The organism is Nonomuraea sp. NPDC047529, from assembly GCF_040642995.1.
Lineage (GTDB): Bacteria > Actinomycetota > Actinomycetes > Streptosporangiales > Streptosporangiaceae > Nonomuraea.
The window spans coordinates 68,438-90,021 of sequence record NZ_JBEYTJ010000002.1; the positions used below are offsets into that span (position 1 = coordinate 68,438).

Annotated in this window: 16 protein-coding genes and 1 pseudogene; 7 read left to right on the top strand and 10 right to left on the bottom strand. The window is 73.5% G+C overall.

What is annotated here, in order from left to right:
• The first annotated feature begins 35 nt into the window (after window positions 1-35).
• Together ABZ815_RS03940 and ABZ815_RS03945 are read left to right on the top strand one after the other, a co-directional pair.
• A complete protein-coding gene (locus ABZ815_RS03940) occupies window positions 36-1,028 on the top strand; it encodes a hypothetical protein (RefSeq protein WP_357693669.1) in 993 nt (330 codons plus the stop codon).
• Window positions 1,012-3,309, top strand: a complete 2,298-nt coding sequence (locus ABZ815_RS03945; protein WP_357693671.1) for a glucodextranase DOMON-like domain-containing protein — start codon at window positions 1,012-1,014, stop codon at window positions 3,307-3,309. The genes ABZ815_RS03940 and ABZ815_RS03945 overlap by 17 nt, the downstream gene beginning before the upstream one ends.
• 46 nt (window positions 3,310-3,355) lie before the next feature.
• Here ABZ815_RS03945 and ABZ815_RS03950 read toward each other — a convergent pair whose 3' ends face one another.
• The gene (locus ABZ815_RS03950; RefSeq protein ID WP_357693673.1) at window positions 3,356-4,051 is read right to left on the bottom strand and encodes a hypothetical protein; all 696 of its coding nucleotides are present in this window, start codon (window positions 4,049-4,051) and stop codon (window positions 3,356-3,358) included.
• Window positions 4,052-4,132: 81 nt separating this feature from the next.
• Window positions 4,133-5,311: an Ig-like domain-containing protein gene (locus tag ABZ815_RS03955; protein ID WP_357693675.1), complete on the bottom strand. Its 1,179-nt coding sequence runs from the start codon at window positions 5,309-5,311 to the stop codon at window positions 4,133-4,135.
• A 223-nt stretch (window positions 5,312-5,534) separates the two neighbouring features.
• Between ABZ815_RS03955 and ABZ815_RS03960 the strand changes: the two genes are divergently transcribed.
• A complete protein-coding gene (locus ABZ815_RS03960; protein ID WP_357693677.1) occupies window positions 5,535-6,413 on the top strand; it encodes a polysaccharide deacetylase family protein in 879 nt (292 codons plus the stop codon).
• Here the strand turns inward: ABZ815_RS03960 and ABZ815_RS03965 are convergent.
• Both ABZ815_RS03965 and ABZ815_RS03970 read right to left on the bottom strand, forming a co-directional pair.
• Window positions 6,371-9,486, bottom strand: a pseudogene (locus tag ABZ815_RS03965) (glycosyl hydrolase 115 family protein). The gene ABZ815_RS03960 and the pseudogene ABZ815_RS03965 sit on opposite strands and share 43 nt — an antisense overlap.
• A gap of 144 nt (window positions 9,487-9,630) precedes the next feature.
• On the bottom strand, window positions 9,631-10,095 hold the full coding sequence (locus ABZ815_RS03970) for a hypothetical protein (RefSeq protein WP_357693679.1): 465 nt from the start codon (window positions 10,093-10,095) through the stop codon (window positions 9,631-9,633).
• 171 nt (window positions 10,096-10,266) lie between these two features.
• Here ABZ815_RS03970 and ABZ815_RS03975 point away from each other — a divergent pair, with 171 nt between their 5' ends.
• Genes ABZ815_RS03975 through ABZ815_RS03985 form a run of 3 tightly spaced genes read left to right on the top strand, consistent with a single transcriptional unit; the run spans window position 10,267 to window position 12,885 of the window.
• Window positions 10,267-11,745, top strand: coding sequence for an aldehyde dehydrogenase (locus tag ABZ815_RS03975; protein ID WP_357693681.1), 1,479 nt, complete (start codon window positions 10,267-10,269; stop codon window positions 11,743-11,745).
• Window positions 11,742-12,467, top strand: a complete 726-nt coding sequence (locus ABZ815_RS03980; protein WP_357693683.1) for a gamma-glutamyl-gamma-aminobutyrate hydrolase family protein — start codon at window positions 11,742-11,744, stop codon at window positions 12,465-12,467. Before ABZ815_RS03975 ends, ABZ815_RS03980 begins: the two co-directional genes overlap by 4 nt.
• Window positions 12,445-12,885, top strand: coding sequence for a GNAT family N-acetyltransferase (locus ABZ815_RS03985; protein ID WP_357693685.1), 441 nt, complete (start codon window positions 12,445-12,447; stop codon window positions 12,883-12,885). Before ABZ815_RS03980 ends, ABZ815_RS03985 begins: the two co-directional genes overlap by 23 nt.
• Before the next feature lie 3 nt (window positions 12,886-12,888).
• Here the strand turns inward: ABZ815_RS03985 and ABZ815_RS03990 are convergent, their stop codons facing one another.
• From ABZ815_RS03990 to ABZ815_RS04005, 4 genes are read right to left on the bottom strand one after another with little or no spacing between them, the layout of a single operon-like run.
• Window positions 12,889-13,737 (bottom strand): fumarylacetoacetate hydrolase family protein, encoded by an 849-nt coding sequence (locus tag ABZ815_RS03990; protein WP_357693687.1) that lies wholly within the window; start codon window positions 13,735-13,737, stop codon window positions 12,889-12,891.
• Window positions 13,730-14,638, bottom strand: a complete 909-nt coding sequence (locus ABZ815_RS03995) for a 3,4-dihydroxyphenylacetate 2,3-dioxygenase (protein WP_357693689.1) — start codon at window positions 14,636-14,638, stop codon at window positions 13,730-13,732. The genes ABZ815_RS03990 and ABZ815_RS03995 overlap by 8 nt, the downstream gene beginning before the upstream one ends.
• The gene (locus ABZ815_RS04000) at window positions 14,631-16,091 is read right to left on the bottom strand and encodes an aldehyde dehydrogenase (protein WP_357693691.1); all 1,461 of its coding nucleotides are present in this window, start codon (window positions 16,089-16,091) and stop codon (window positions 14,631-14,633) included. Before ABZ815_RS04000 ends, ABZ815_RS03995 begins: the two co-directional genes overlap by 8 nt.
• 25 nt (window positions 16,092-16,116) lie before the next feature.
• Window positions 16,117-16,923 (bottom strand): acetoacetate decarboxylase family protein, encoded by an 807-nt coding sequence (locus ABZ815_RS04005; RefSeq protein ID WP_357693693.1) that lies wholly within the window; start codon window positions 16,921-16,923, stop codon window positions 16,117-16,119.
• Window positions 16,924-17,051: 128 nt separating this feature from the next.
• Here ABZ815_RS04005 and ABZ815_RS04010 point away from each other — a divergent pair, with 128 nt between their 5' ends.
• Window positions 17,052-18,377, top strand: a complete 1,326-nt coding sequence (locus ABZ815_RS04010; RefSeq protein ID WP_357693695.1) for a glutamine synthetase family protein — start codon at window positions 17,052-17,054, stop codon at window positions 18,375-18,377.
• Between the two features lie 4 nt (window positions 18,378-18,381).
• Here the strand turns inward: ABZ815_RS04010 and ABZ815_RS04015 are convergent, their stop codons facing one another.
• Both ABZ815_RS04015 and ABZ815_RS04020 read right to left on the bottom strand, forming a co-directional pair.
• Window positions 18,382-20,628 (bottom strand): arylsulfatase, encoded by a 2,247-nt coding sequence (locus ABZ815_RS04015; RefSeq protein WP_357693697.1) that lies wholly within the window; start codon window positions 20,626-20,628, stop codon window positions 18,382-18,384.
• Window positions 20,625-21,578 carry an aldo/keto reductase gene (locus ABZ815_RS04020; RefSeq protein WP_357693699.1) on the bottom strand — a complete coding sequence of 318 codons (954 nt, stop codon included), beginning with the start codon at window positions 21,576-21,578 and terminating at the stop codon, window positions 20,625-20,627. Before ABZ815_RS04020 ends, ABZ815_RS04015 begins: the two co-directional genes overlap by 4 nt.
• Window positions 21,579-21,584 lie beyond the last annotated feature (6 nt).

Sequence of the window (21,584 nt, forward strand, 5' to 3'; positions counted from 1 at the left end):
GCAACCAGACGCCGGAGGGCGGAGGGGAGCTGGTCATGCGTGATTTCCGGCGGTTCGTCGTCGCCCTGGTCCTGTGCGTGCCGCCGGTCGCCGTCGCGGCCGGGCCCGCCGTCGCCGCCGGGCCCGCGCCCACCGGGCCCGGGGTCGCGTCCCACTTCGGGCTCGCCCGCAAGGACTGCGTGGGGACGGCGGCCGGCCGGGCGTCCAAGGTCTGGTACACGGTCGCGGGCGGCGTGTTGTCCGACGTCTACGAGCCCACGATCGACAACACGAACGTCGAGACGATGCAGTTCGTCGTCACCGACGGCGCCACGTTCACCGAGGCGCAGGCCCGCGACACCACCTACCGGGTGGAGACCGGCCGTTCGGGGCTGAGCTGCACCGTCACCTCCACCAGCAGGAGCGGCCGCTACCGGCTGACCACCACCTACGTCACCGACCCGGGGAGCGACGCGGTCGTCGTGCGGACCCGGCTCCAGCCGCCCGGCCTGCGCCTGTACGTCCGGCTGGACGCGAGCGTGAACGGCAACGGCGGCGGCGGCCCGGCCGACGGCGGGGCCGACACCGGCACGGTGGACGCCGCCACCGGCGCGCCCGTGATCTCCGACACCGGCACCGAGACCTCCGCGCCGGAACGCGACTACGCGGTGCCCACCCACCTGGCGCTGCGGGCGGAGCGGCGGCTGCCGCGGGCCGGCGTCGGCTACGCGGGAACGTCCGGCGACGGGCTGGCGCAGCTCGACGCCGACCACGAGCTGACCGCCTACGACAGCGCGCCGCGCGGCAACGTCGTGGCCACCGCCCGGCTGCCGATCGACGCCTCGGGCGCGGTGACGTTCGCGCTGGGCTTCGGGCGCAGCGCCGAGGCCGCGCTGCGGACGGCGGGCCAGGCGGCGGCGCGGCCGTTCGCGTCCACCCTCGCCTCGGTTCGAGGCGGGCTGGGCGGCCTACGACGCCGGGCTGCGCCGGCCGCCCGCCGCCCTCGCCGACGCCTACCGGCTGTCGGCGAACGTGCTGAAGGCCAGTGAGGACAAGACCTTCCCCGGCGCGGTCGTCGCCTCGCCGGCGAGCCCGTGGGGCCAGGCGGTCGACGCGGGCGCGCTGCCCGGCGGCAAACCGGTCTACTTCGGCTCCTATCGCGAGGTGTTCGCCCGCGACCTGTACGAGGCGTTCACCGGCTTCCTCACCGCCGGCGACCTGGCCACGGCCCGCGCCACCACCCGCTTCCTGCTGGAACGCCAGCAGCTCCCCGACGGCAGGCTGCCGCGCAACTCGCTGCTCAACGGCCGGCTCGCGCCCGACTCCGGCGGCGACCAGCTCGACGAGACGGCCTATCCGATCCTCATGGCCCACCAGTCCGGGCTCGGCGGCGACACGACGTTGTGGCCGCGCGTACGGGCGGCGGCCGACTTCCTGCTGGCGCACGGGCCCGCGTACGGCGTGGAACGGTGGGAGGAGCAGCCGGGCCACTCGCCGTCCACGATCGCGGCCGAGATCGCCGGGCTGGTCGCGGCGGGCGAGATCGCCGACCGGCAGGGCGACCGGGCCCGCGCCCGGCTCTACCGGGCCACCGCCGACCACTTCGCCCGCTCGGTCAAGGAGTGGACGGTGACCACCACCGGCCCGTACGCCCCCCGCTACTTCCTGCGCCTGTCGCGCGGCGGCGACCCCGACGCGGCCGTCTCCTACGGCCTGGGCAACGGCGGCCCCACCGAGGACCAGCGCCGGGTGGTGGACGCCGGCTTCCTGGAGCTGACCAGGCTCGGCGTCCTGCCCGCGGACGACCCCGACGTGCTGGCCGGCCTCGCGGTCGTGGACCGGGTGATCAGGCGCACGACCGCGAGCGGCCCCGGCTGGTACCGGTACGGCTCGGACACCCCGGGCACCGAGGACGGCTACGGCGACTGCCACGAGCCCGATCCGACCTCGTGCGCGCCGTCCGGCAGGCCGTGGCCGACCGGGAACACCGGCTCGGGCCACGTGTGGCCGGTGCTGGCCGGGGAGCGGGCCGAGCAGGCGCTCCAGACGGGCGACCAGGCGACGGCGGCGTCGCTGCTGGCGGCCATGCGGGCGATGTCGTCGGGGACGGGGCTGGTGCCGGAGCAGGCGTGGGAGAACCCCGGCCTGGGCGCGTCGCCGTACGGGAGCGACCCGGCGACCGCCTCGATCGGCTTCCGCGACGGCGGGCCGGCGGGGTCGGCGTCCCCGCTGACCTGGGCTCAGGCGCAGGAGGTGCGGCTCATTCTGTCGCTCGGCTCCCGCCGTCCGGCCGAGCAGCCCGAGGCGGTGCGCGAGCGGTACGCCGCCCACGGCCTGCCCGCCGCCAGCCCGCTCACCCTCACCTCGCCGCCCGCCGAAGGCGGGACGATTGCTGACGGCTCGGTCACCGTGAAGGGGACGGCCGCGCCGGGCGCGCTCGTGGACGTCGAGGCCGCGCCCGTGGACGTCGGGGCGCCCGCGCGGGTCGTCTCGGTGCGGGCCGGGGCCGACGGCGCGTTCACGGCCCGGGCGCCGATCGTGTTCGGCGAGGTCGTGCTCACCGTCGCCGCGACCTCGGACGGCCGCACCGGGTACGCCCGGCGCTCGGTCGTCGGCGACATCACCGGCGGCACGACCGTGCTCGACGTCACCGACCCCGAGGGCGACGACGACGGCCCGGGGACCTACGCCTACCCGACGGCGGCCGACTTCCGTCCCGGAGCGTTCGACCTGCGGCGGTTCCAGGTGATCACCGATGCGACCACCGTCTACCTGCGGGCCGGGCTGCGCGACCTGACCCCCACGTTCGGCAACCCGCTCGGCGCGCAGCTCCTCGACGTCTACGTCCAGGATCCGGCCGCCGCCGAACGGTCGGCGCAGGCGGCCTTCCCCCAGCGCAACCACCGGATCGCCGAGGAGGACGCCTGGTCGCAGCGCGTCGAGGCGCAGGGTTTCGCCGCCCCCGTCTGGGTCACCGCGGACGGGCGCGGGCCCGGCGGCGCGGCGGTGCGCGCTTCCGAGGCCACCAGGACGATCACCGTCGCCCTGCCCAAGGCGTCCTTCGGCACGCCGGGGCCGGGGTGGCGGTTCGCGGTCGTGCTGACCGGCCAGGACGGCTACACCGCCGACCAGGCCAGAGGGTTCGCGGCGACGCCCGAGCCGTACCGGTTCGGGGTGTGCGCCGAGGGCGGCGGCGCGCCACTGTGCGCGGCCGACCCCGGCACGGTGCCCAAGGCACTGGACGTGCTCACCCCGCCCGGGGTGTCCCAGGCCGACGAGCTGAACCCGCTTCCCGGCCCGGTCACCCTCCACGCGGTCGCGGTGCCCTGACCCGCTGACCGGCCGCGCGGTCGCCGTGCCCTGACCCCGTCTCCCATTAGGCGAAGCGTTCGATGGTCACCGGGATCAGGCCCTGCCCGCGGATCGCCTGCCGGTGGTGGTGGAGCAGGGCGCCGATGGCGGCGAGCGGACCGGCGCTCAGGCGTACGGTGACGTCCAGGCACCAGGCGATGCCGGGGCCGATGCGCCGCAGCTCCCAGGTGAAGGTGTGTCCCGCGGCGGTCCCGGTGGCGGTGCCCGCGATCCTGGCCCGCGGGTTCACCTCCGGCTGCTCCAGGCGCAGGACCGTGCGCACGTTCGCCAGGCCGCGCTCGCCGAGCTCGCCCGCGAACAGGATGCGGTAGCGCCGGGTCTGCGTGGACCGGGAACCGCCCAGGTCGAGCGGGGCCGCGGCGGGCAGCGCCTGGCGGTACTGGAAGAAGGCCCGCAGCTCGGCCTCCTGCGGCAGCGCGCCCCCGCCGAGCATCGAGTAGGTGTCGCGGGCGTCGCGCCGGGTCACCGGCAGCACCCGCTCGCGCAGCGCGGGCTCGGCGCGGATGGCCCGGCTGGACCCGGGCGACTCACGCCACTCGCCGCAGTCGGAGGTCCATTCCGCGCAGTCGATGCCCGCGGCGGTGTAGTCGTCGCAGAGCACGAACTCCTCGACCAGGATGCCCAGGGGAAGTGTTCCGCGACCGCGGTCTTCGGGGGCGGCGTAGATCAGGTAGTAGTCCAGGGGTACGTCGGCGTCCATTCGCGACATGATCGTGGGACGGGCCCGCGCGGGCAAGGCGACATTCTGATGTTCTCGCAGGTCCTGCCGTTAGATGCGGGTCTAGCCGGTAACGGGCTTGCCCGTGGCACCGCCGGCGAGCCACTCCTCCCACGACTTCGCCCACGGCGTGGGGCCGTTCCCGAACCGCAGTTTGCGCGAGGTGCCCTTGACCTGGATGACGTCGCCGCGCTGGGTGAAGTCGTAGAACCAGCGGGCGTCGGCGGGGCTCGCGTTGACGCAGCCGTGGCTGACGTTGGAGTTGCCCTGCGCGCCGGTGGACCAGGGCGCGGCGTGGAAGAAGGTGCCGCTGTAGGTCATCCGGACGTTCCACTTGGTCTTGATCTTGTACTCGCCCGGCTTCCCGATGGTGGCCGAGTCCATGACGGTCTCCGCCGCCTTCTCCTGGGCGATCATGGTGCCGGAGTAGCTGTCGTCGCCGGGTTTGCCGAGGCTCACGGGGATCGTCCGGACGGTCTTGCCGTCCGCGGTGACGACGGCCCGGTGGCGGTCGGCGTCCACCTTGGTGACGTGCTTCGGGCCGACGGTGAAGGACAGGCTGCGGTCCTTGGTCCCCCACAGGTCCTGGCCCGCGCGCAGCCCGGCCAGGTGGGCGACGACCTTGACCTGCTCGCCGACCGGCCAGTAGTCGCGCGGCCTGAACTGCACCTCCCGGTCGCTCACCCAGCTCCACGCGCCCTCGACCGGCTCGGACATCTTCACGACCAGTGAACGCTCGACCGCCGCGCGGGCCTGCCTGGAGGTGACCGGCTGGGACAGCAGGAGCTGGACCGGCATCCCTACGCCGACCTTCTCGCCGTCCAGCGGCGACATGCCGCTCTGCAGGGTCCGGCCGGGCTTGAGCGTGGTGAAGGACGACTGCCCGGTGACGGCCTTGCCGTCGGTGCCCATGACCTGCGCGCTCACCGTGTACGACGTCGCCGGCCGCAGCGGCCACCGGGGCCGCCAGGTGCCGTCGGCCGCCGTCGAGCCGGTCACCTGGCGTCCCTTGGCGTCGGCGACGGTCACCTTGGTGACCTTGCCGCCGGTGACCTTGACGCTGATCCCGGTGTCGGGGGCGACCTTCTTCGTGCCGTCGGCGGGGGTGATCGCGAGCCTGGCCACCGGGCCCTGGGCCTGTCCTGGGCCGCCCGGCGGCCGTGCGCCGCCTCCGCCGGAGGCGCATCCGGCGATCAGGAGCGCCGCGAGGGCGAGGGTCGTGCTGGTCCGGCCGTTCCGCATCTCCGATGCCTCCCGTGCCTGACAAGGCGTCGTTTCCACCTTAGGCGGTCGGTGCTGTCACGTCCGGACACTTCTGCCCGTAAGGCATGGGAGAAACCTTCATCCGCAGATGATCGCTCTTGCGAACCTTGCGGGCGGATCTGGTGTCCAACTCTCTGGAACGGTCCTTGTGGGCTGATCTCAGGGGATGACGCACCGGGGGCGGTGCATGAGGGGGAACGCCATGAACAGCGCCATGAGGCCGGGTCTGTCCGGTGTCGCAATGGCCACGGCGATGCTGGCCGTCACGACCGCGCTCACGGGGGCCACCCCCGCCGGCCCCACGCCCTCCCCCACACATCCGGCCCCCACACATCCGGCCCCCACGCATCCGACCCCCACGCATCCGACGCCGTCGGCCTCCCCGGAGCCGAAGCCCGACCAGAAGCCGGACCAGGCCGAGCCGTCCGCCGAGCCGTCCGGCGGCCCGGCGGAGAAGGTCGACTGCCGCAAGGTCAAGTGCGTGGCGCTCACCTTCGACGACGGCCCGGGCCCCTACACCGGGACGCTCCTGCGGCACCTGGCGAAGTACCAGGCCCGCGCCACGTTCTTCGTCGTCGGCCGGAACGTCGCCGCCTACTCGGACGTGGTCCGGCGCACGGTCGGGGCCGGGCACGAGCTGGGCAACCACACCTGGTCCCACCCCGACCTGACCCGGCTGACGCCGGCCGCGATCAGGTCCCAGCTCGCCCGTACCGACCGGGCCGTGGAGTCGGCCACGGGCGTCGTGCCCGGCCTGGTACGCCCCCCGTACGGCGCGATGGACCGCGACGTGCGGCGGCAGGCGCGCCGGCCGCTGGTCCTGTGGAGCGTGGACACCCTCGACTGGGCCCACCGCGACAGCGCCAGGGTGGCCCGCGTCGCGCTCAAGCGGGTCCGCCCCGGCAGCGTCATCCTGTTCCACGACATCCATCCGACCACGGTCAAGGCCCTCCCGCGGGTGCTGAAGGGCCTGTCCGCCCCCGGCTACCGCTTCGTCACGGTCGGCGAGCTGTTCGGCGGCCGGCCGCCGAAGGTGGTCTACGACGCGCCGGCCCGCCGGCTCTCGGGCGGCCCCAAGTAGCTGGGCAGGCGCCCGCCGGTGTCCACCACGAGCCGTTGCAGGACGACGGTCGGGTCCACCATCCAGAACTTCAGCACGTGCGTGCCCGGGGTCGTGACCGTGTGCACGGTGGTGGTCTCGTTGACGTTGTCGGAGGTGTTGCGCTCCCACTGGCGGTTCATGGTCGTGTCGTTCGCGCCGGTCACGGCCGTGATGTCGACCGTCTGGGGCGGCTGGTCGTCGATGGAGACGGCGTACCGGAGCCCGTCGGACGGCAGCACGTTGTTACGCGGTGACAGCAGCGCCGAGACCTTGACCTGACCGGCCGTGAACAGCGTCATCGTGTACTCCAGCCGGGGGCTGTCCCCGCCGGGCGTGACGCGGGGGTGGTCTGCGGGAGCGGAGTCACGCCGTCGGAGCTGCGGCCGAGGTCGGGGATGGTCCGCCAGCGGCCTACAGCCCGTCCGTAGTGGGCGGCGTCGATGGTGACCTGGCCGCCCGCCTCGACGAACCCCTTGACCGGCCCTGCCGGATTGTCCACGACGGCCTTGACGGTCACGCTCGTCCCGCCCGGCCCGGTGACGGTGACGGGCACCTCGGTCCTGCCCTTGGGCGCGCGGGAGAAGTCGACGCGTACGGCGGCCCGTACCTGCTTGCCGACGCTGCCGGCCTCGGGGCTGACCGAGATCCACGGCACGGCGGCGCTGATCGTCCAGTCGAAGGGCGTGCCGCCCCGGTTGAACACCTCGATGTACTGCCCCGGGTAGGTCTGGTACGGGCTGAACGCCGGCAGCACCGCCTCCTCCCGCGCCTGCGGCCACCACTGGTCGGAGCCGTCGATCGCCACGCCCATGTCGGCGCCGTCCGGCACGGAGGCGCGCACGAGCTGCGGGTAGAAGGCGTCGGGCAGGGCCACGTTGTCCTTCTCCGGCTGCTGCCAGGGGGCGTTGGGGCCGTACCGCTCGACGTCGCCGTAGCCGATCTTGGGCTGGAGCTGGAAGTCCTTCCACTTCCCGCCCGCGATCGTGCCGTAGCGGGCGTTCAGCGCCTGGTCGTCGTCGAAGCGCCGCTGGGCCAGGTCGGCCAGGTCGTTCGCGGCGGCCCGGCCCTGCCTGGCGTACAGCAGGTTGGTGAACTGGGCGTTGCGCAGGGCGTAGAGGTTGGCCGTGGCCTGCACCTGGTAGTCCACGAGCTCGTAGTACGCGTCGCCGTACGCCGCCGGCAGCGCGGCCCGGACGCGGGCGGCCCGGTCTGCCAGGCGCCGCCACTCGGCCGTGACCCGGTCCATCTCCTGGTAGCTGGTCAGGCTGAACGGCGTGTCGCGGTCGTCGTAGGTGACCTTCGCAGGGTCGGCCGGGTCCACGATGATGCGGCGGTTGAGCAGTTCGGGCTTGCGGCGGGCCTGGAGGGTGCCGTAGTCGTGCAGGATCGCGGCGATCTCGGCGGCGTGCTCGGGGCCGAAGTTCTGGGCCGCGTACGCGCGCTCCCAGTCCCCCAGCCGGTCGATCGGCAGGCTGTCGGGGTCCCAGGCGTAGTCGAGGAAGAACTGCAGCGGCAGCTCCTCGTTCTTCAGGTCGCCGACGTTGACCACCCACAGGCGGTCGACGCCGTAGCGGTAGGTCAGGTCGAGCTGCTCCCACGTGCCGGCCAGGTTGATCGTGTCGGCCCACTTGTAGTTGCGTCCGCCGCCCACGTAGTCGAAGTGGTAGTACATGCCGTAGCCGCCGGCGCGCTTCGGCAGCGACTGGTCGGGGAGCTTGCGCATGTTGCCCCAGTTGTCGTCGCAGAAGACCACGGTCACGTCGTCGGGCGGGCGCAGCCCCTGGTCCCAGTAGCGCTGCACCTCCTTGTAGAGGGTCTGCACCTGCGGGATGCTCTCCAGGGCCTCGCCGCTCTCCTCGGCCAGGATCTCGCGCTGGGCGGCCAGGATGCTCCGCATCAGCTCGATGCCGTCGCCGTCGGGCAGGCTCACGTCGCCGTTGCCGCGCATGCCGAGCGTGACGACGCCCTCGAAGTCCTGCTCGCGCATCCGGCGGATGCCCTCGGCCCAGTACTTCTTGATGGCCTCGCCGTTGCGGCGGAAGCTCCACTCGCCGGTCCCGCCGTACGGGTCGTGGCCGGGGGTGACGATGTTCCCGGCGGCGTCGCGTACGGCGGCGACGGCGTGCCGGTTCCACTCCTCGATGCCCCGCATCATCGGGGCCTCGTGCGAGGTGCCCATGACGACGCCGTAGCGGGAGGCGATCCGGTGGTTGTCGGGGTCGTCCTCGGCGAAGGCGCGTCCCCAGACGGCCGGCCACAGGTAGTTGGCCTTGAGCCGGAGCATGACCTCGAAGACCTTGGCGTAGAACTGGCCGTTGAAGCCGCCCGGGTAGCCCTGGGCCTTGCCTGGGCCGAAGAACCTCGGCGCCCAGGTGCCCAGGTTCGGGTTCTCGTCGTTGATGAAGAAGCCGCGGTAGCGGACCTTGGGGGTGCCCTGGGTGTGGCGGCCGGGCAGCACGTGCAGCGTGTCCCGGTGGCGGACGGGCACGTCGTCCCACCAGTACCAGGGCGAGACGCCGATCTCCCGGGACACGTCGTACGCGCCGTAGATCGTGCCCCGCTGGTCGCTGCCGGCGATCACGAACGCGCGCCGCACGCCGGGCAGCGGGTTCTGCACCACCTGCTCCAGCGAGGTCTCCCATTTGCCCGCGATGCCGGAGACGTCGAGCTTGCCGGCCTTGATCAGGCCGTCGATGAGGGGGCTGCGGCCGATCGTCCCGACGAGGACGACGTCGTCGCGCCGGGGGGCCTGGTCGGTGGCGAGGGCGGGCCGGACGCCGGTGACCCGCTCGATGTCGTCCCGCAGATCGCCGGCGACGCGGACGACGCCTTCGTGGTCGGCGGCGCTGACCACGATCGGCGCGGCCTTCCCCGCGGCGACCAGCGGGAACCGGCCGGGGCCCGGAGTGAAGGCGATGTATCCGGGTTTGCCGGCCGGCGCGGCGGCGGCGGCGCGGGCGGGTGGCACTGTGATCGGCCCGGTGGTCAGCACGGCCGCGGCGGCGAGGGCCACGGAGAGCAGGAAGCGCGCGAACGGGCTGGATCTTCTCATGTCACGTTCTCCGGGAGGGTGCGGGGACGTGCGAGGAGCCGACCGAAAGTTTCGGATATTATGAGAAATTTTCGGATACAGGCATGCGGATGTTAGAACGAACCCGGACGCCCGGTCAACGATCCGGCGAGCCCTGTTCCAGGCTCAGGCGAGGTCGCGGGTGTAGGTCAGCTCGAAGTCGAGGCGCCAGGCCAGGCCGTCCTCCGACATCTCCCAGCGGCCCTCGATCAGGTCGCCGCCGTCGCAGATCTCGCCGGTGAAACGCTGGTTGAAGCCGGGCGCCTCGCGCCAGACGCGCCAGACACCGCCGTCGAGGGTCGTGCGGTAGACGCGGTGAACGCCGCGGACGTCGGCGTAGAGCATCGCGCACTCACCGGTGGCGTCGTCGAGGCCGATCAGGGAGGTGGCGGGGAACGGCGAGTTCCGCCGCCACTCCAGGGGCGCGGTGTCGGGGACCGGGCCGGACTCGGTGTGCTGGCGCAGGTAGGCGCCACCCTCCAGCCAGGTGAACTCGGACCGGGCGGCGCCGAGCCCCGGCACCTTGGCCTGGAGGGCCCACCGGCCGGTCAGCGCGTCGAAGCGGGCGAGTGCGGGGTTTCTGCCGTCCATCTCGTCCTCCCTCCGCCGGAAGCCTATCCCGCGAGTCGTGGCAGGCCATTGACTGGCGATCGTTTGGGCCCATACATTTTTGTTTCACCCCCGTCCACGACAGAAGGGCCGACGATGGAAAACCCGGCGGACGCAGGGACTCACGGCCAGACGTTCGCCACCGAACAAGCGGTGACCCACGAGGAATGGCTGAGCCGGGCCGCGGCGCTGGTGCCGCCGTCCGCGCACCACATCGACGGCGCCGACGAGCCGGGCGGCGCGTCCTTCCCGGTGCGCTCGCCGCGCGACGGCCGGGTGCTGGCCGAGGTGGCCGACGGGGGCGAGGCGGAGGTCGGGCTCGCGGTGTCGGCGGCGCGACGGGCGTTCGACTCCGGGCCGTGGCCGCGGATGGCGCCCGCCGAGCGCGGGCGGGCGCTGGTGCGGCTGGCGTCCCTGATCGAGGAGCGGCGCGAGCACCTGGCGCTGCTCGTCAGCCTGGAGATGGGCAAGCCGATCATCGACGCGCACGACATCGAGCTGCGCGCCGCGATCACCACCTTCCGCTGGTACGGCGAACTGGCCGGCAAGCTGGCCGACGAGGCCCCGCACGTGCCCGCCGACGCCCTCGCCCTGGTCACCCGCGAGCCCGCCGGGGTCGTCGGCGCGGTCGTGCCGTGGAACTTCCCGCTCACGCTCGCCTCGTGGAAGGTGGCCCCCGCCCTGGCCGCGGGGTGCACGGTCGTGCTGAAGCCGTCGGAGCTGTCGCCGCTGTCGGCCCTGGAGCTGGGCCGGCTGGCCACCCGGGCCGGGCTGCCGCCGGGCGTGCTGAACGTCGTCGCCGGCGACGGCCCCACCGCCGGGCGGGCGCTCGGCCTGCACCCCGGCGTGGACGTGCTGGCCTTCACCGGCTCCACCGCCGTCGGGCGGCACTTCCTGCGCTACTCGGCCGACTCCAACCTCAAGCGCGTATGGCTGGAGCTGGGCGGCAAATCGCCCAACATCATCCTTCCCGACGCCCCCGACCTGGAGGCCGCCGCCGCCACCGCCGCCTGGGGCATCTTCTTCAACCAGGGCGAGATGTGCACCGCGCCCTCCCGCCTGCTGGTCCACCGGTCGGTCGCCGACCGGGTGACGGAGGCCGTGGTCGCCCGCGCCCGTACGCTGCGGGTCGGCGACCCGCTCGACCCGGCCACGGAGATGGGCGCGCTGGTCGGCGAGGCCCACCTGGCACGGGTACGCGGCCACGTCGAGGCCGGGCTCGCCGACGGCGCGCGGCTGCGTACGGGCGGCGGCCGGATCCTGACCGGCAGCGGCGGCACGTACCTCGAACCGACCGTCTTCGACCGGGTGGACCCCGGCTCCCGGCTGGCCAGGGAGGAGATCTTCGGGCCGGTGCTGTCCGTGCTGGCCTTCGACGACGTGGAGGAGGCCGTCCGCCTGGCCAACGACACCGAGTACGGCCTCGCGGCCGGCCTGTGGACGTCGGACCTGGGCACCGCGCACCGCGTCGCTCGCGCGCTGAGGGCGGGCACCGTCTGGGTCAACTGCTACGAGGAGGGCGACCTGACCGTGCCCTTCGGCGGCATGCGGCAGTCGGGCAACGGCCGCGACAAGTCGGCGCACGCGCTGGAGAAGTACACCGAGCTCAAGACCACCTGGATCCAGCTGTGAGACCCCTGATCGCGATCCCCGCCCGCTTCTCCGCCACCGCCTCGGCCCTGCGGTACGCCGCCGAGGTGAGCGCCCGCGCCCTGGTGGAGGCCGTGTGGCGGGCGGGCGGCGAGCCGGCGACGATCCATCCGGCGGACGAGCACGACGTGGCGGGCCGGATGGCCAGGTTCGACGGCCTGCTCCTGCCCGGCGGCGGCGACGTGGCCCCCCACCGGTACGGCGCCCCCGACACCCACCAGGACGTCTACGACGTGGACGACGAGCAGGACGCCTTCGACCTGGCCCTGGCCCGCCACGCGCTGGCCGCCGGGCTGCCCACCCTGGCCGTCTGCCGCGGGCTCCAGGTCGTCAACGTGGCCCTCGGCGGCACCCTGGAGCAGGACATGGGCGGCCCCGAGGGCGGGCACCGGCACGTCGTGCACCCGGTGTCGCTGCTCCCGGGCACCCTGCTGGAACGCGCGGCCGGGACGCGGAAGGTCGAGGCGTCCTGCTTCCACCACCAGCGCGTCGAACGCCTCGGCGACGGCCTGTCCCCCGCCGCCCACGCCGCCGACGGCACGGTGGAGGCCCTGGAGCACGACGGCCTGCCCGGCTGGTTCACCGCCGTCCAGTGGCATCCGGAGGACACCGCCCGTCGCGACCCGGCCCAGCAGGCCCTGTTCTACGCGCTCGTCCGCGAATCGGGGCATCATGGCTGCCATGATCCGCGCCGCCGTCCCTGAGGACCTGCCCGCACTGCACGACCTCGCCGTCGCCTTCTACGCCGAGGACGGCTTCACCACCCCGGCGCACACGCTGAAGGCCAACCTCACCAGGCTGATCGCCTCGCCGGAGGCCCGGGTCGCGGTCAGCGAGAGCGACGGCGCGCTGGTCGCGTTCGGCATCACCACGACCGCGTTCGGGCTGGAGCAGGGTCTCTACGCCGAGCTGGAGGACCTGTTCGTCACGCCGGGGGCGCGGCGGCGCGGCGAGGCGGAGCGGCTGATCGAGGACAGCCGCCACTGGGCCGCCGCCCGGGGCTGCACGACCCTGGAGATCGTGATCGCCCCGAACGGCGCCGACGTCGGCCACCTGTTCGCCTACTACGGCAAGCGCGGCTTCCGCGACGAGGGCCGCCGCATCCTCAGCCGGCCCCTGTGAGCCTCACGGGCGGCGCGGCGCACGCACGCCCCTGAACTCCCAGTCGCCGCCGAGCGCGGTCGAGCGCACCTCCTCCGACTCCGTCGGCTGCGCGCCCACGTCGGACCGGATCGGCACCGGCCCGGTCACGACGTGGTTGGTCAGCCGGCCCAGCCCTTCGGCCTCGACCTCGACCACGTCCCCCGGCCGGACGGGCCGCGAGCCCGCCGGGGTGCCCGACAGCAGCACGTCGCCGGGGAAGAGGGTGATCGTCCGGGCGATGTCGGCGACCAGGTAGTGCATGTCCCACGTCATCTCGTCGGTGTTGCCGTCCTGGACGACCTCGCCGTTGACGTACGTCCGCAGCCGCTTGCCGCGGAAGTCCCAGCCGGTCACCAGGCCGGGGCCGAGCGGGCAGAGCGTGTCGGAGCCCTTGACGCGCAGCATCGAGCCGGCGTCGGTGTCGCGGAAGTCGTGCAGCCCGAAGTCGTTGGCCACGGTGTAGCCCGCGATGTGCTCGGCGGCCTCGGAGGGGGCGATGTTGCGGCAGGTCCGGCCGATGACGATGGCGATCTCGCCCTCGTAGTTGAGCCACTTGCAGCCCTCGGGCCGCACGACCGCGCCCCGGTGGGAGTTGAGCGCGGAGGTGGGCTTGTGGAAGTAGGTCGGCGCGTCCGGCAGCCGGGTCCGGAACTCCTCGACCCGGCTGCGGTGGTTGAGGTGCACCGCGATGATCTTCGTGGGGACGACCGGCGGCAGGTGCGCGGCCTCCTCGGCCCTGATCCGGCGGCCGTCCCCGGCGACGAGGTCGTCCCCGTCGCGGACGGTCTCGGTGACGGCGCCGTCGAGCAGGACGCGGCGGTACTCAGGCATGGGCGTTCTCCTGTCGGGGTGCGGTCCAGCCGCCGGACGGGCGGTCGAACCAGAGCAGCGCCTGGCCGGTGCCGACCGAGTTCTCGTACTCGCCGTACTGGCGGGCGGGGGCGGTGCAGCGTTCCTCGCCGAGGGCGCCGGCCAGCATGGCGTAGTGGTGGAAGCGGGCCTCGGGCTTGTACGTCCAGAACTCCGGCATCGTGCGCAGGACCTCGTCGTGGCGGCCGTGCCTGAACCACTCGATGCGCTGGAGGTCGGCGGCGCGGGCCTCGGGGGTGAAGATGTGGCGCGGGTCGCTGGCCTCGTGGTCGCGCAGCTCGCGCAGCGGCCAGAACGTGTGCGACAGCGCGCCGGAGGCGATCACCAGCACCCGGCGGTCGGTGGCCGCGACGCCGTCGGCCAGCGCGCGGCCGAGCCGCAGGTGGTCCTCCATGTCGCCGGTCTGGCACACGCCGATGCTCACCCAGCGCTTGCCGGGCAGGCCCTCGCCGAGGTACTTCCACAGGTTGGTGGTGGCGTAGTAGATCGGCAGGTACTCGTCGTCGATCGGGGTGATCCAGGTGCCGTGCCGGTCGGCGAAGGAGGCCACGTTGCGGGCCAGCTCGGGGTCGCCGGGGAAGTCATACGGCATCCGGCACATGCCGCGCGGCAGCTCCTCGGAGGTGAACAGCCCGGCGCGGCGCGGCTGGGCGGTGACCACGAACTCGACCGTGGTGGCCCAGTGGGAGTCCAGCACCACGACGGTGTCGTAGTCGTCGCGCTCGAAGACGTCCCGGCGCAGCTCGCGCAGGCCGGTGACCAGGGTGATCTCCTTGCCCCCGTTCAGCTCCAGCCGGACCCGCTCGGGCAGCACGATGGTGGGGACGTGCGCGAGCAGGCCCGCCCCGACGATCTCACCCATGGTCGTTCCAGCCCTTCGGCGCGGTGACGGTGTTCTTCAGGTCGCAGTAGAAGTCGAAGCTCCAGGTGCCGCCCTCGCGGCCGACGCCGGACTCGCGGGAGCCGCCGAAGGGCGCGCGCAGGTCGCGCACGAAGAAGCAGTTGACCCAGACCGTGCCCGCGACCAGCCGCTCGGTGACCCGGCGGGCGCGCTCGCGGTCGCCGGTCGCGACGGTGGCGGCCAGGCCGAAGCGGGTGTCGTTCGCCAGCCGGACGGCCTCCTCCTCGGTGTCGAACGTCTGCAACGTGAGCACCGGGCCGAAGACCTCCTCCTGGACGATCTCGCTGTCCTGGGCCACGTCGGTGAGCAGGGTGGGCCGGTAGTACAGGCCGTCCCCGCGCTCGCCGCCGAGGACGGCGCGGGCCCCGGCGGCCAGGGCCCGGCGGACGAATGCGTCGATCTTCTCGACCTGGCGCGGGTGGATGTTGGGGCCGATGTCGGTGGCCTCGTCGCGCGGGTCGCCCTGGACCAGGGCCGCGGCCCGCTCGGTGAAGCGCCGGGTGAACTCCTCGGCGATCGGCGACTCGACCAGCAGGCGGGTGGCGGCCAGGCACACCTGGCCGGCGTTGTCGTACTGCTCGACGGCCAGGTCGACGGCCAGGTCGAGGTCGGCGTCGGCGAAGACGAGCAGCGGCGACTTGCCGCCCAGCTCCAGGCTGAGCGGGGTGAGGTTGGCGGCGGCCGAGCGGGCGATGCGCCGCGCGGTCGGCACCGAGCCGGTGAAGCTGACGCGGCGCACGCCGTGGTGCTCGACCAGGGCCTGCCCGGCCTCGTCGCCGAACCCCTGGACGACGTTGAGCACGCCGTCCGGCAGCCCGGCCGCGGCGGCGACGTCGGCCAGCAGGGAGGCGGTGAGCGGCGACCACTCGGCGGGCTTGAGCACCACCGTGTTCCCGGCGGCGAGCGCGGGGGCGATCTTCCAGGTGGCCAGCATGAGGGGCGCGTTCCACGGCGTGATCAGCGCACAGGGGCCGGCCGGGTCCCAGGAGACGTGGTTGGCGTGGCCGCGGGTGTCGAAGTCGTCGTGGCCGAGGCCCTCCAGCCAGTCGGCGAAGAAGCGGAAGTTGTGCGCCACGCGGGGCATGACGCCGCGGCGGTGCGAGCGCAGCAGGGCGCCGTTGTCGCGGGTCTCGACGGCGGCCAGTTCCTCCAGCCGCTTCTCCACGCCGTCGGCGATCGCCCGCAGCACGGCGGCCCGTCCGGCGCGCGGGGTGGCGGCCCAGCCGGGGAAGGCGTCCTGGGCGGCGGTGACGGCGGCGTCCACCTCGGCGGGGCCGCCGCGGGCGATCTCCCCGAGCGCGGCGCCGTCGATGGGCGAGAGGTCGGTGAACGTGCGCTCGGAGGCGACGCGCCGGCCGCCGATCCAGTGGCGGGTGTCGACGGTGACCCCGGCGACGGTGATGTGTTCGGACATGTCAGGTGCTTCCCTTCTCACGGGGCTAGTGCGCGCCGGACGTGCCGGATTCCAGGAGTGTGCCGCCGTCCCACACCACGCCGACCTGGCGGAAGTAGGCGCCGATGGGCTCGCGGACCGCCAGCCGGGACAGCTCTTCGGTCGGGGCGTCGAACAGCTCCAGCTCGGCGTCGCCCGCCCATGCCTGGCCGGCCTCGAAGGCGGCGGCGCCGGACTCGACCAGCTCGTCGAGCGCCAGCCCGCCGCCCTTGCCGATGGCGGGCAGCCAGCGGTGGTGGGCCATCGGGTGGCCGTTGACGAACCCGTTGTGCGGTGACGGCTCGCGCAGGGTCACCACGGCCTGGGCCAGGCGGCGGTCGGCGGCGGCCAGCGTCGCGCCGAACCGGGCGCCCGCCTCGATCCGGGGCGCGGGCCCGTACGGGTGCGGCCTGGTCTGGTGGATCGACCCCAGCTTCTTCGGGTAGCCCTGGTGCAGCCCCCTGGCGACGGCGAAGTCCTTGTCCACCCAGATGTAGACGCACCTGGAGTACGTCCGCCCCCGGTAGGAGCAGCGGACGACCGCGAACGCCTCCTTGTACTGCGAGCGCACCGGGTCCAGCAGCTCCTCGCGGGAGCCGGCGCAGGACTGCCAGTCGGCCCAGATGAGCGCGACCGCGCCCGGGTCCTCCTCGGCGAGCTCCAGCGGTTCGGGCAGCAGCTCGCGCACCCGGCCGGGGTCGGTGCGGTACTCGATCGTGAGCAGGTCGCCGGAGTAGTGCCACGGCGGCTCCGGGACGAGGGACGAGCGGCCCGTGGCCGTCTTGGGGTGGAAGTAGCCGCGGACGCCGGCCAAGATGGTCCTCCTGGAAACTCGTTTGGTTCCAAATAAAATAGGAACATCTGGGCCGATCGGTCAACAGGTCTTGCGGCGGCCAATACGCGCCCGTTACGTTTGGCGTCAAACGACCCTAGGAGAGACCGGTGCAGCAGCACATCGACCGCCTGACCGAGCGGGGCGTCGACGTGGTCCGCGTGACCTACCCCGACCTGACCGGGACCGACCGCGCCCGCGACGTCCTGCTGGAGTCGCTGCCCGACGCCGTCGATCACGGTCTCGCCTTCTGCCGGGCGGTCTACCACTCCACCCCGCGCGGCGGCACCGCCGACATCAGCGGCGGCCTGGACGCGGGGCTGCCCGACATCGCCGTCATACCCGATCTGGCGACGCTCGCCCCGCTGCCGTGGGAGCCCGGCGTCGCCTGGTGCCACGGCGACGTCGTCGACCCCGCCACCGGCGCCCCGGCCCCCGAGTCGCCCCGCGACCTGCTGCGCGCCGTGCTGGCCCGGTGCGCCGAGCAGGGCCTGCGCCCGGTCGTCGGGCCCGAGCTGGAGTACTTCCTGTGCGACCCGGCCCCCGCGGGCGGCTGGCAGCGCTACGCCGAGGCCACCGGCAACGTCTACACCGCCGGCCGCCGCGGCGACCCCGACGGCCACCTCACCCGCACGCTGCGGCACCTGCGCGACCTCGGCCTCGGCGTGACGGCGGGCAACCACGAGTTCAGCAGCGGCCAGTTCGAGATCAACCTGCGGCACTCCGAGGCGCTCGACGCGGCCGACCGGGCCTTCTGGTTCAAGGCGGCGGTCAAGGAGCTGGCGCGGGTGGAGGGCAGGCTGGCGACGTTCATGGCCAAGCCGTTCAACGACGAGGGCGGGTCGGGGTTCCACCTGCACCTGTCGTGCCTGGGCGAGGACGGCGGCAACGCCTTCGACGACCCGGCCGCGCCGTACGGGCTGTCGGCGACCGCGCGGCACGCGATCGCGGGCGTGCTGGCCCACGCCCCCGCGCTGGCGGCGCTGGCCAACCCGACGGTCAACTCCTACAAGCGGTTCGGCCCCGACACGCTGGCCCCCTGGCTCGTCGACTGGGGGCTCGACAACCGCAGCGCGATGCTCCGGATCCCGCCGGAGCGCGGCGCGGGCACCCGGTTCGAGCTGCGGCTCGGGGACGCCAGCGCCAACCCGTACCTGCTGGTCGCCGGGGCGGCGGCCGCCGCGCTGCTGGGCGTGCGGGCGGCCGAGGAGCCCCCCGCGCCGCTCGTCGGCTACGGCTACGACGCCTCCAAGGCCCCCGTGCTGCCGATGACCCTGCCCGACGCCCTGGACGCCCTGGAGGCCGACGGCGAGCTCACCGAGCTGCTCGGCAAGGACTTCACCGCCGCCTTCCTGGCCTACAAGCGCGACGAGGTCGCCCGCTTCCAGCGGCACGTCACCGACTGGGAGTTCGGCGAGTACGCCTACCATCTGTGACCCGTCATTCGATCGCGCGCTGCGCCAGGTCCTCGGCCAGCGCGATGATCTCCGGGTTGTAGGGCGCCTTCTCGCCGGGCACGTACCGCACCCGGTCCAGGCCGCGCCGGTAGCGGAACACGCCGCGGCGCTCGTGCAGCTCCCAGTCCACCGGGCCGCCGTAGTCGAAGCCGACGCTGATGCCGGTGAAGGGGGCCATGCCCAGCAGCTGCGGGACCCCCTCGACCGCCAGCACGGGCTTCTCCTCCACCAGCACCTCGATGTCCCAGCGCATCTCCGGCAGCGCCGTGAAGCGGGCCGTGACGGTCACCGGCCCCTCCGCCGGGAGCGGGCCGCCCGCCCGCACCGGCACCCCGTAGGCGTTGTACGTCAGCCGCAGCTCGCCGTCCTCGACGTACAGGACGTAGCCGCCGCCCTGGTCGCCGTGGGCCACGATCACGCCCTCGTCGCCCGGCCGCCGTTCCAGCCACGCCTCGATCGTGAACGAGCGCATCGAGGTGAGCCTGCTCGACCGGAACCGTTCCAGCACCGGCGTGCCCGGGCGGATGGTGACCGGCTCCGACAGCGGCAGCTCGGTCGGCGGCCGGGTCTCCAGCATGTCGGGCGTGTCGGCCAGCGGGAAGACCGTGTTCAGCCAGGCCGCCGCCCGCCACTTCGCGGCCAGGTCGGCGACCCGTTCCGGCTGCTCGGCGGCCAGGTCGGCGGTCTCGGCCGGGTCGCGGGCGATGTCGTACAGCTCCCAGTCGTGGCCGAGCGACGGGGCGATGATCTTGTAGTCGTCCTCGAAGTAGCCGCGCTGTCCGCCGCACTCGACGTACTGCGAGCGGTGCAGGCTCGGCCGGTCGCGCTCGCGCAGGAAATGGTCGAACGGCACGCCGTCCACGTCCTGCGGGCGGTCCAGGCCGGCCAGCGCGAGGAGGGTGGGGGCGACGTCGGTGACGTAGGCGTACTGGTCGCGCACGCCCGGGTCGCCGGCTCCCCTGGGCAGGCCGGCCGGCCACGACAGCACGAACGGCACATGGATGCCGCCCGCGTGGGCGTGGCCCTTGTAGAGGCGGAACGGGGTGTTGGAGACGTTCGCCCAGCCGCGCGGGTAGTGGCCGTGGACCTGGGGGCCGCCGACGAGGTCGAGGTCGCGCGGCACGTCGGGGCACCAGTCGTCGGGCAGGCCGGCCAGGCGCACGAAGCGGCTGAAGTAGCTGCGCGTGCCCTCGGGGCCGCCCTCGGCGGTCGCGCCGTTGTCGCTGGTGACGACGATGACGGTGTTGTCGTACTCGCCGATGCGCTTCAGGTGCTCGACCAGCCGGCCGAGGCTCTGGTCCACGGCGTCCACGGCGGCGGCGTAGACCTCCATGTGGCGGGCGTACAGCTCGGTGTTCTCCTCCCACGGCGGCAGGTCCGGGTCAGACGGCCTGGTGCCCTCGGGGAAGAGGCCGTCGCGGAGCTGGCGGGCGAAGCGCTCCTCGCGGGTCCGCGCCCAGCCCGCGTCGTAGCGGCCGCGGTACTTCGCGACGTCGGCCGGCTTGCCCTGTACCGGGCCGTGCACGGCCTGGTGGGCGAAGTAGAGGAAGAACGGCTTGTCCGCGTCGTTGGCGCGCAACCCGTCGATCATGCCGATGGCGCGGTCGGTGAGGGCGTCGGTCAGGTAGAAGTCGTCCGGGAAGCCTTCGTCGGGGACCGGGCCGTTGTCGCTGATCAGGCGGTGCGGGTGGAACAGGGACGTGAAGCCGTCCATGGAGCCGTAGTAGCGGTCGAAGCCGCGCTGGAGCGGCCAGGAGCTCTTGTCGGCCCCGTCGTGCAGCTTGGACTCGATCGTCAGGTGCCACTTGCCGACCATGAACGTCGCGTACCCGCCGGCCCGGAACGACTCGGCCAGCGTGGGCACCTCAGGCGCGATCTCCATCCGGTAGCCGGGATAGCCGGGGTCCACGTGGGCCACCATCGCGAACCCGGCCCGGTGAGGGTTGAGCCCGGTCATCAGGGCGGCCCTGGAGGGCGAGCAGAGCGGCGTGCTGTGGTAGTTGGTGAACCGGTAGCCCGACTCGGCCAGCGCCTGCACGTGCGGCGTGTCGATCTCCGACCCGAACGGCGACAGGTCGCTGAAGCCCAGGTCGTCCACCAGCACGACCACCACGTTGGGCGCGCCGCGACGGGCCCGCCGTCGCGGCGGCCACCAGGGCGTGGACTGCGAGGCCAGCTCGCGGACCGTGCCGCCGAAGCCCTCGTAACCCCTGCTCGGCGGGGTGCTCACGGGCCCTCCGGATCGACGGCGTCCTTGTCGGCCCACAGCGGCGCCACCCGGGCCCGCAGCTCCTCGGCGCCGACCCGCTCGACCAGCTCCACGGCCGCCAGGTTGTCGCGCAACTGCTCCAGGCCGGTCGCGCCGAACAGCGTGGTGGTGTTGGCCGGGTGGGTGAGGGTGAAGGCCACGCACACCTGCGCCGGGGTGGCGTCCAGCTCGGCGGCCAGGCGGGCCAGCTCGGCCGCCGAGGCCGCGATGCGCTCCCTGATGCCGCCGGGATCGCGGCCGACCTGCCGGTCCACGCCCTTGCCCAGCAGCACGCCGCCCTCCAGCACGTCGGAGGACTGCAACGTGACGCCCTGGGCGAAGATCCGGGCGAACGGCGCCCCGTCGGGGATCGACCGGCGCGAGACGCTGTACTTGAGCTGCGCGATGGCCGGGCCCTCGACGCCCTCCCCGGCGGCGGCGTCGATGAGCGTCTGCACGTTCGTCGCCGACCAGTTGTTGACGCCCCAGCTCCGGATCAGCCCCTCCTTGGCCAGGCCGTCCAGGTCGAGGACGAGCCGGTGCAGGTCCACGCCGTCGTGCCGCAGGTCGCCCAGCACCACGAGGTCGGCGTGGTCGGCGCCGGCGCGGAACAAGGCGTTGTGGAGCTGGTCGCGCAGGCTGTGCTCGGGGTAGCCCTCCAGCCACAGCTTGGAGGAGAGCAGGTAGTCCTCGCGGCGCAGGCCGGCCGCGCGCACCAGGGCCGAGAAGATCACGTCGGTGAAGACGGGCGGCATGCCGGGGAAGCCGTACACGCCGACGTCGAAGAGGTCGATGCCGCGGTCCACGGCCTCGCGGATCATGGCGACCGCGTCGTGGAAGTCCATACGGTCGTAGGTGTGCCAGGAGCCGAGCGCGAGCACGCCCGTCTCCGGTCCGTTGCGCCCGATGCGGCGGCGCGGGATGGTCTGCACGGTGGG